The organism is Arenimonas sp. (assembly GCF_019459675.1).
In the GTDB taxonomy this organism is placed as follows: Bacteria; Pseudomonadota; Gammaproteobacteria; order Xanthomonadales; family Xanthomonadaceae; genus Arenimonas.
This window is the reverse complement of record NZ_JAIBFH010000428.1, coordinates 1-9,248: the sequence shown is the minus strand read 5'-3', so window position 1 is coordinate 9,248 and position 9,248 is coordinate 1. Positions and strand designations below refer to the sequence as shown.

The following is a 9,248-nucleotide window of genomic DNA, read 5'->3' as shown; positions in this document are numbered from 1 at the left end:
TGGACAACGTCTACGGCGACAAGAACATCATGTGTGCGTGCATCCCGGTGGATGCGTACAAGGATGAAGCCGAGGTGTGAACGGCCGCATGCGCCGCCGGAAGCGGCACCGGCTGCTCGGTCTGCTCGCGCTGCCGCTGCTGGGCTACGCGGCGCTGTGTGCTTGGATGTATTTCCAGCAGCGTGACCTGGTTTATCACCCGCAGGCCACGCGGCTGGATGCCGTGCACACCAACTTCGAGCTGCGACACGACGGCGTCACCCTGCGCGGCTGGGTGGTGAACCCAGGCCAGCGGGACGCGCTGGTGTACTTCGGCGGCAACGCCGAACCGGTGCGGGGCATGTCGCTGCGCCTGGCCGAGTGGTTCCCGGACCATACGCATTACGTGGTGGCCTACCGCGGCTATGGCGCCAGCGAGGGCGAGCCGTCCGAAGCGGCGCTGCTCGCGGACGGCGTGGCGCTGTTCGACCGTGCCCGGCAGCAGCACCTCACCGGTCGCATTTCGGTCATCGGCCGCAGCCTGGGAACCGGCGTGGCCGGCTACGTGGCCTCGCAGCGCGACGTGGATGGACTGGTGCTGGTGACGCCATTCGACAGCCTGGTCAACGTGGCGCAGGGCCACTACCCCTGGCTGCCGGTGCGTTGGCTGGCCACCGAGCGCTTTGAAACCCAGCGCCATCTCGCCGGCTACGACAAGCCAGTGCTGGTGGTGCGCGCGGGCCGAGACCAAGTCGTCCCGCCGGAGCGTGCCGACCGCCTGGCGGCTGCGCTGCCGGGCTCGCGGGTGCATGACGTGCCCGAGGCCAGCCATGATTCGGTGATCTCCGGTGCGGACACGGTCGAGGTGATCGTCAGCTTCCTCGATCGATAGGATTCGCCTCGTGGTTCCGGGCGAACAGGTGCTTGGCTTGCCCAAGGGTGCGATCTTGGCAGGATGAAGCCGAGGCCTGAGCCTGCCCAGGCGCGAATGCGGACCTTCCCGATCGCGCCAGTGGTGCCAGTGCCGCGAGCCGCGCGGGCTTGAGGGTGTAACCTCCGGGGAGATCCGCCCGCCGGGCGCCGGGATCGAACCATGACCACCAGGAAAAAGACCGGCAAGGCCCCGCCGGCGTCCAGCCCGGCCGACGTCAAGCCGTCCGGCACGGCGCGCGACAGCCAGGGCACGGCGCCCGTCGCGGGCTTCCCCATTGTCGGCATTGGCGCCTCGGCCGGCGGACTGGCGGCGTTCGAGGCCTTCTTCTCGGGCATGCCCGCAGACAGCGAGCCGGGCATGGCCTTCGTGCTGGTGCAGCATCTCGCCCCGGACCACCGGAGCCTGCTCAGCGACCTGATTGCCCGCTGCACCCGGATGCCGGTGCATGAAGTGGACGACGGCGTGGTGGTATTGCCCAACTGCGTCTACATCATCCCGCCCAACCGCGACATGGCTTTCCTCAACGGCACGCTGCAGCTGCTGGAGCCTGCGGCGCCGCGCGGCCAGCGGCTGCCCATCGATTTCTTCTTCCGATCGCTGGCCCAGGACCAGGCCCAGCGGGCCATCGGCATCGTGCTTTCAGGCACCGGCAGCGACGGCACCCAGGGCATACGCGCCATCAAGGGCGAAGGCGGCATGGTGATGGCGCAGGACCCCGAGACGACGGAGTTCGACGGCATGCCGCGCAGCGCCATCGCCACCGGACTGGTGGACTACACCCTGCCGGCGGACGAAATGCCAGCGCGGCTGTCTGCCTACGCCGCGCATGCTTTCGGGCACACGCGCTTGCCGATGGCGGCGGACACGCCGCAGGCCGAGAGCGCACTCAAGAAAATCTTCGTGCTGCTGCGGGCCCAGACCGGCCATGACTTTTCCCAGTACAAGCCCAGCACCATCAACCGCAGGGTCGAACGGCGCATGGCGGTGCACCAGATAGACAGGCTCGAACGCTACGTCCGGTTCCTTCAGCAGACGCCGGCCGAGGTGGAAGCGCTGTTCCGCGACCTGCTGATCGGCGTCACGAACTTCTTCCGCGACCCGGAGGCGTTCAAGGTGCTCGAAGACCAGGTCATCCCCAGGCTGTTCGAGGACAAGCCCGAGGGTTCGGCCATTCGCATCTGGTGTGCGGGCTGCTCGACGGGCGAAGAAGCGTATTCCATCGCCATGCTGCTGCAAGAGCGCATGGACGCCCTCAGGCAGGTGTTCCCGGTGCAGCTGTTCGCCACCGACATCGACAGCCGGGCCGTCGCCACCGCCCGCACGGGGCTGTACCCGGCCAACATCGCCGCAGACATTTCCCCCGAACGGCTGGCGCGCTTCTTCCGGCCCGAGTCGGACGGCAGCGCCTATCGCGTGCAAAAGGGGCTGCGGGACATGCTGGTGTTTTCCGAGCATGACCTCATCAAGGACCCGCCGTTCTCCCGGCTCGACCTGGTCACCTGCCGCAACCTGCTCATATATTTGAACGCGTCACTGCAGAAGAAGGTCATCCCGCTGTTCCACTACGCGCTGCGTCCGGGCGGGTTCATGTTCCTGGGAACGTCCGAGGGCGTGGGCGAGTTCAGCGAGTCCTTCTCCGTGCTGGACCGCAAGGCCAAGCTCTACCAGCGCAAGGAAAGCCTGCGCGCCCGCGAGCGCGGCTCGCTAGCGCACATCGTGCCGCCCCTGGCCACGATGGACCCCGGGCCTGCCCTGAAGTCCGGCAGCCCGCGCCCGGCCCTCCCGGCCAAGCTGCCCATGCGCGAACTGACCGAACAGGCGCTGCTGCGTCAGCTGGCGCCCACCGGGGCGCTGATCAACGACCAGGGCGACATCTACTACCTGCACGGACGTACCGGCATGTACCTGGAGCCGATGCCCGGCGAACCCGGCATCAGCAACATCCTGAAGATGGCCCGCGAAGGCCTGCGCCGCGAACTCACCAAGGCCCTGCAGCAGGCGGCCGCCACCCGCGGGATCGTCCGGTGCCCCGGCCTGCGGGTGAAGACCAACGGCCACTACACCCTGGTGAACCTGACGGTTTGCCCGGTGCCGGCGCCGGCGGCTCCCGTCGCCGCCGCGGCCTCGCTGTCGCACGCGGGGCCCTGCCTTTACCTGGCCATCCTGGAAGACGTGCCGGAAGGCGAACCCCTGGCCCACGGTCAGCCGTCTGGCAGGTCCGAGGCCCCGGCGTCCACGCCAAGTACCGAGGCTGACGACGAGCAGCGCATCGCCGAGCTGCTGCACGAGCTGCGCAGCAAGGACGAGTACCTGCAGAGCACGCTCGAGGAGCTGGAGAGTTCGAACGAAGAGCTCAAGTCGTCGAACGAGGAAATGCAGTCGGTGAACGAGGAGCTGCAGTCCACCAACGAAGAGATGGAAACCTCGAAGGAGGAGCTGCAGTCGGTCAACGAAGAGCTCAACACGGTCAACACCGAGCTGCAGACCAAGATCACCGATCTGTCGCGGGCCAACAACGACATGAACAACCTGCTGGCCGGCACCGGAATCGGCACCGTGTTCGTCGACCACCAGCTGCGCATCCTGCGCTTCACGCCGGCGGCCAGCGCCATCACCAACCTGATCCAGAGCGACGTGGGCAGGCCGGTGAACCACATCGTGTCCAACATGGTGGGATACGACCGCCTTGTGGCCGACGTGCGCGAGGTGCTGGACACGCTGGCGCCCAAGGCCGTCGAGGTGCAAACCAGCAACGGCAAGTGGCACACGATGCGCATCCTGCCCTACCGCACCCTGGACAACGTGATCGAAGGCGCGGTGATCTCGTTCATCGAAATTACCGACGCGGTGCACGCGCGCGAGGCGCTGCACAAGGCCAACGAGCTGCTGCGCCTGGCCGTGGTGGTGCGCGATGCGCACGACGCCATCACCGTGCAGGATCTCAGCGGCCGCATCCTGGCCTGGAACCCCGGCGCGACCCGGATGTACGGCTGGAGCGAGGCCGAGGCGCTGGCGATGAACGTGCGGCAGCGCATCCCGGAACCCCTGCGCGACGCGGCCCTGGCCACGCTGCGGCAGCTCAGCCAGAGCGAAATCCTGGAGCCCTACCGCACCCAGCGCCTCGACAAGCAGGGCAAGGTGATGACGGTATCGATCATCTCCACCGCGCTGCTCGATGCGTCGGGCGAAATGTATGCCATCGCCACTACCGAGCGCACGGTCGGCAGACCAACCTGATGGCCGACAAGCGCGGGCAGGCCCCAGGGCCGCCGGGTTCGCCCGGGAAAGACGAGGCCGCACCGGCGCCCTCGGCGCATGCACTGCGGCGGCTGGCCGAAGCGCGCCTGCGGGACAGGGCGTCCCCCACGCCCGCGAGTATCGATTCGCTGTCGCCGGAGCAGGCCCGGCACATGCTGCACGAACTGCAGGTCCACCAGATCGAGCTGGAGATGCAGAACGAGGAGCTGCGCGATGCCCATGTTGCGCTGGACGTGGAACGCGCCCGCTACTTCGACCTCTACGACCTCGCGCCGGTCGGCTACTGCACCGTATGCGACGACGGCCTGATCAAGCAGGCCAATCTCACCCTCGCCAGCCTGCTGGGCACCACCCGCGGTGCACTCATCAGGCAGCGCTGGCACCGGTTCATCGCCAGGGAAGACGCCGACCTTTACCACCGGCTGCACAAGCGGCTGCTGGAGACGGGCGAGCCGCAGTCCGGCGAACTGCGGATGGTCCGCAAGGACGGCACGCCGTTCTGGGGCCAGTGGGAGGCCACCATCGCGCCGGACGTGCACGGCAGCCCCGAGATGCGCGCCGTGCTCAGCGACGTCACGGTGCGCAAGCGCGCCGAGCAGGCGCTGGTGGAACGCAGCGAGCAGTACCAAAACCTGTTCACCACCATGGGCGAAGGCTTCTGCGTCATCGACATGATCTTCGACGAGGACGGCAAGCCGGTTGATTACCGCTTCGTGGAGCTCAATCCCAGCTTTGAAAGGCAGACCGGCCTGCACCAGGCGATGGGCAAGCGCGCACGCGAACTGGTGCCCGACCTCGAGACCCACTGGTACGAAACCTACGGCCGGGTGGCCCTGACGGGCGAGCCGGTGCGCATCCTCGATCACGCGCGTGCGATGGAGGGCCGCTGGTTCGACGTGCACGCCTACCGCCTGGGCGGACCAGGAAGCCATCGGGTCGCCATCCTGTTCGAAGACAGCACCGAACGCATCAATGGGGAGATCAAGCTGCGCGAGGCCAAGCACGCCGCCGACAAGGCCAACCGCGCCAAGTCCGAGTTCCTTTCCAACATGAGCCATGAGCTGCGCACGCCGCTCAACGCCATCCTGGGCTTCGCCCAGCTGATCGACTCCGGCTCGCCGCCGCCGACCGCCAGCCAGAAGCGCAGCGCGGACCACATCCTCAAGGCCGGCTGGTACCTGCTTGCCCTGGTGGACGACATCCTCGACCTGGCGGTCATCGAATCGGGCACGCTGTCGCTGACGATGCAGGCGGTGCCCCTGGACGAAGTGTTGCGCGAGTGCCAGGCCATGGTGGAACAGCAGGCACGCTCGCGCGGCATCCGCCTGTCCTTCCCGCGCTTCCAGGCCCCCTGCCACCTCGACGCGGACCGGACGCGGCTCAAGCAGGTGCTGAGCAACCTGCTTTCCAACGCCATCAAGTACAACCGGCCGGAGGGCTCGGTACACGTGGACTGGCGCGTGACCCCCGCGGGCCGGGTCCGCATCAGCGTGGCGGATACGGGTGACGGGCTGCCCGAAGAAAAGATCGCTCAGCTTTTCCAGCCCTTCAACCGGCTCGGAAAGGAATCCGGCCCCGAGCAGGGCACCGGCATCGGCCTGGTGGTGTCCAAGCGGGTGGTCGAAATGATGGGCGGCACGATCGGCGTGCAGAGCACGCTGGGCGAGGGCTGCGTTTTCTGGATCGAACTGAGACCGGCCACCCTGCCGACGCCGGTCGCCGCCCGGGCCGCCGCCGGCCTGGCGCCCGGCGGGCTCGACGCTGAGGTCCACACCCTGCTGTACGTCGAGGACAACCCGGCGAACCTGGCGCTGGTGCAGGAGATCCTGTCGAGTCGGCCGGAGTTCCGCCTGCTGACCGCGACGGACGGCGAAAGCGGCGTCGCGATGGCGCGCGCGGCCCTGCCCCACGTCGTCCTGATGGACGTCAGCCTGCCGGGCATCAGCGGCACCGAAGCCATGAAGATCCTGGCCCGGGACCCGGCCACCACGCACATCCCCGTGGTGGCGCTGAGCGCCAACGCCACCGCCATAGACGTCGAGCGCGGCCTGCAGACGGGCTTCTTCCGCTACCTCACCAAGCCGATCAAGATAGACGAGCTGATGGCTACGCTGGCAACGGCGCTGGAGTTTTCTGCTTCCCAGGGCAAGCCCCCCACGACAAGGCAATCGCCATGAAGGTTTCGGAGTCCGACATCCTCAACGCCAGCATCCTGCTGGTGGACGACCAACAGGACAACATCGACCTGCTCAGGCACATGCTGGAGGAGGTCGGGTACAAGAACATCACGTCCACCATGGACCCCAAGCGGGTTTGCGCGCTGAACCGGAAGAACCGCTACGACCTCATCCTGCTGGACCTGCAGATGCCGGGCATGGACGGCTTCCAGGTGATCGAGGCCCTGAAGACCAACGACGCCGACGGCTACCTGCCGGTGCTGGTCATCACCGCCCAGCCCGGCCACAAGCTGCGCGCGCTGGAGTGCGGCGCCAAGGATTTCGTCAGCAAGCCCTTCGACCTGATCGAGGCCCGAACGCGCATCCGCAACATGCTGGAGGTGCGCCTGCTCTACAACAAGCTCCAGGACCATACCCGCGAGCTGGAGCGGATGGTGGAGGAACGGACCGCCGAACTTCGCGAAAGCGAAGCGCGCTACCGCAGCCTGACCGAACTGGCCTCGGACTGGTACTGGGAACAGGACCAGGACGGCCACTTCACCAAGGTTTCGGGGCCGGTGCTGGAAATGCTGGGCCTGCAGGTGGATTCGCTTTCGGAACAGCCCTCCGCCGGCGCGGCGGCAGGCTGGGACGAGACGGAGCGCGGGATCCTTCAGGCGGCTATCGCCGCTCGCCAGCCCTTCCTCGACTTCCACTTCAGCCGCGTCAATGCCGACGGCTCACGCCAGCAGTTCCGGGTCAGCGGCGAACCGATGTTCGACCGGGTCTGCACCTTCATCGGCTACCGCGGCGTCGGGGTGGAGATCCTGGCGGACAGCGGCGCGCACGGGCTGAAAAGGCCGTGACGTCGCCCACGCCCGCCCTTTGCAGCCCCCGGCAAAACCGCCTGCTGGCCGCGCTGCCCGCCGCCGACCTGGCCGCCCTGGCGCCGGAGCTGGAGTCGGTTTCGCTGAAAGTGGGGGAAACCCTGTGCGGACCGCGCGGGCAGTTCCACCATGCGTATTTCCCCACCACCGCCATCGTATCGCTGCTGTACCTGACCGAATCGGGCACCTCGTGCGAAGTGGCGGGCGTCGGCAACGAGGGCATGGTGGGCGTTTCGCTGTTCCTGGGCGTGGACACCACGGCCAACGCGGCGGTGGTGCAGACCGCCGGGCGCGCCTGGCGGCTCGAATCGCGCCTGCTCAAGCGGGAGTTCGCGCGCGCGGGCGCACTGCAGAGCCTGCTGCTGCTCTACACCCAGGCCCTGCTCATCCAGACCAGCCAGAGCGTGGTCTGCACCCGGCATCATTCGATCGACCAGCAGATGTGCCGCTGGCTTCTGCTGACGCTCGACCGGTCACCCTGCTCCGAACTGCTGATGACCCAGGAAATGATCGCCGGCATGTTCGGCGTGCGCCGCGAGTCCATCACCGATGCCGCGGGAAAGATGCAGCGCGCGGGATTGATCAGCTACCGCCGCGGCCACATTTCGGTGCTCGACCGGGCCGGGCTGGAGGCCGGGGCGTGCGAGTGCTACGCGCTGGTGAAGAACGAGCTGGACCGGCTCCTGCCCGACGCGCGCTAGGCGGGCTGGGCCCATCGACCCATGGCCCGCCTCAGGCTTCGCCGCGCACGATCTGCGCCAGTTGCCGGCCGATGTCCTCGGGCGCCAGCACGAAGTCAATGCAGCCGCTGCCAATGGCGCTTTCGGGCATGTCCGGCTGGCGCGCGGTGCTGAGCTTCTGGGCGATGGTGATGCCACCCACCTGCTGGATGCCGCACAGGGCATCGGCGCCGTCGCCGTCGTAGCCCGACACGATCACCGCCACCAGCTTGCCGTCCCAGCCGCGGGTCAGGGAGCGCAGGAACACCGTGATCACGTCCGGCCAGCCGTGCGGCTTGGAGATCGGCTCGAGGTGGAACTCGCCGTCAACGACGTGCAGGTCGCGGTTCGCCGGAATGATGAAGACGTGGTTGGGTTGGATCGTCAGCCTGTCGGTGATCAGCTCCACCGGCATGGCGGTGTGGGCGGGCAGGATTTCATGCAGCTGGGTCGGCACGGTGCGCATGTGGTTGACGATGACGAACGCCGCGCCGGTGTCGGCCGGCAGGCACTTGAGCAGCCGGAGGTAGGCGTCGAGGCCGCCGGCCGAGCCGCCGATGCAGACCACGGGGAAGTTCGGGCCCGGGGCCGCGCCCGGCGTGGCGCCACGGACCCCGAGGGGCTGATCCTTGCCTGCTGGTCGGCTGATGCGGGGTTCCTTCGAAGGAGGCGGCGGGGCCCGGGACTGCGGTGGCCGATGCCCCGACCTTACTCCTCCTGGCGAAAGCGACCGTTCGGCAGCGAACAGGCCCCGGCACGCTTTCAGCGCCGGGCCGGCGGGCGGCCTGGGCGCACGCTTTCGGGACGGCCTGTCTTATTTCCGTCAAACGATTCCATTATTCTGGAACCATGGATACTCAGACCGCCGTCACCTCCCTCGCCGCCCTGGCCCAGGCCCACCGCCTGGCGGTGTTCCGCCGCCTGGTCGAACTGGGTCCGGAGGGCGCCGTCGCGGGCGACCTCGCAGCGCACCTGGGCATCCCTGCCAACACGCTCTCCTTCCACCTCAAGACCCTGCAGCAGGCCGGCCTGATCGCCCCCGAGCCACGCGGCCGGAACATCCGCTACCGGGCCGACTTCGCGGCCATGCGCGGGCTGGTGGGCTTCCTCACCGACAACTGCTGCGGCGGCGACGCCTCGCTGTGCGCGCCTGCGGAAGACCCGGCAAGGGCCGCCGGCGGCTGCTGACTTTCCCAACCTCCAACGGAACCCCCCATGACCCTCAAGATCGGCATCAACGGCTTCGGTCGCATCGGACGCCTGGCCCTGCGCGCCGCCTGGGGCTGGCCCGGCGTCAGCTTCGTGCACATCAAAA

The 9,248-nt window shown here is 68.0% G+C and carries 7 protein-coding genes; 6 read left to right on the top strand and 1 reads right to left on the bottom strand.

Annotated elements, in window-relative coordinates; all coding sequences use genetic code 11:
• Window positions 1–88: 88 nt before the first annotated feature.
• From K0M70_RS14130 to K0M70_RS14110, 5 genes are all read left to right on the top strand, one after another.
• Window positions 89–871 (top strand): alpha/beta hydrolase, encoded by a 783-nt coding sequence (locus K0M70_RS14130; RefSeq protein ID WP_290783016.1) that lies wholly within the window; start codon window positions 89–91, stop codon window positions 869–871.
• Window positions 872–1,072: 201 nt separating this feature from the next.
• Window positions 1,073–4,150: a chemotaxis protein CheB gene (locus tag K0M70_RS14125; RefSeq protein WP_290783014.1), complete on the top strand. Its 3,078-nt coding sequence runs from the start codon at window positions 1,073–1,075 to the stop codon at window positions 4,148–4,150.
• The gene (locus tag K0M70_RS14120) at window positions 4,150–6,348 is read left to right on the top strand and encodes a PAS domain-containing hybrid sensor histidine kinase/response regulator (RefSeq protein ID WP_290783013.1); all 2,199 of its coding nucleotides are present in this window, start codon (window positions 4,150–4,152) and stop codon (window positions 6,346–6,348) included. Before K0M70_RS14125 ends, K0M70_RS14120 begins: the two co-directional genes overlap by 1 nt.
• On the top strand, window positions 6,345–7,193 hold the full coding sequence (locus K0M70_RS14115) for a response regulator (RefSeq protein WP_290783011.1): 849 nt from the start codon (window positions 6,345–6,347) through the stop codon (window positions 7,191–7,193). The genes K0M70_RS14120 and K0M70_RS14115 overlap by 4 nt, the downstream gene beginning before the upstream one ends.
• Window positions 7,190–7,915, top strand: a complete 726-nt coding sequence (locus K0M70_RS14110) for a Crp/Fnr family transcriptional regulator (protein ID WP_290783009.1) — start codon at window positions 7,190–7,192, stop codon at window positions 7,913–7,915. Before K0M70_RS14115 ends, K0M70_RS14110 begins: the two co-directional genes overlap by 4 nt.
• A gap of 31 nt (window positions 7,916–7,946) precedes the next feature.
• On the opposite strand, the gene K0M70_RS14105 is transcribed toward K0M70_RS14110, so the two are convergent.
• Window positions 7,947–8,501, bottom strand: a complete 555-nt coding sequence (locus tag K0M70_RS14105) for a chemotaxis protein CheB (protein WP_290783007.1) — start codon at window positions 8,499–8,501, stop codon at window positions 7,947–7,949.
• A 281-nt stretch (window positions 8,502–8,782) separates the two neighbouring features.
• Between K0M70_RS14105 and K0M70_RS14100 the strand changes: the two genes are divergently transcribed.
• Window positions 8,783–9,121 carry a metalloregulator ArsR/SmtB family transcription factor gene (locus tag K0M70_RS14100; protein ID WP_290783005.1) on the top strand — a complete coding sequence of 113 codons (339 nt, stop codon included), beginning with the start codon at window positions 8,783–8,785 and terminating at the stop codon, window positions 9,119–9,121.
• Window positions 9,122–9,248 lie beyond the last annotated feature (127 nt).

Excerpts from the sequence above, each read along its gene's own strand:
- K0M70_RS14130 (WP_290783016.1), top strand. The coding sequence starts at position 89 with ATGCGCCGCCGGAAGCGGCACCGGCTGCTCGGTCTGCTCGCGCTGCCG.
- K0M70_RS14125 (WP_290783014.1), top strand. The coding sequence starts at position 1,073 with ATGACCACCAGGAAAAAGACCGGCAAGGCCCCGCCGGCGTCCAGCCCG.
- K0M70_RS14120 (WP_290783013.1), top strand. The coding sequence starts at position 4,150 with ATGGCCGACAAGCGCGGGCAGGCCCCAGGGCCGCCGGGTTCGCCCGGG.
- K0M70_RS14115 (WP_290783011.1), top strand. The coding sequence starts at position 6,345 with ATGAAGGTTTCGGAGTCCGACATCCTCAACGCCAGCATCCTGCTGGTG.
- K0M70_RS14100 (WP_290783005.1), top strand. The coding sequence starts at position 8,783 with ATGGATACTCAGACCGCCGTCACCTCCCTCGCCGCCCTGGCCCAGGCC.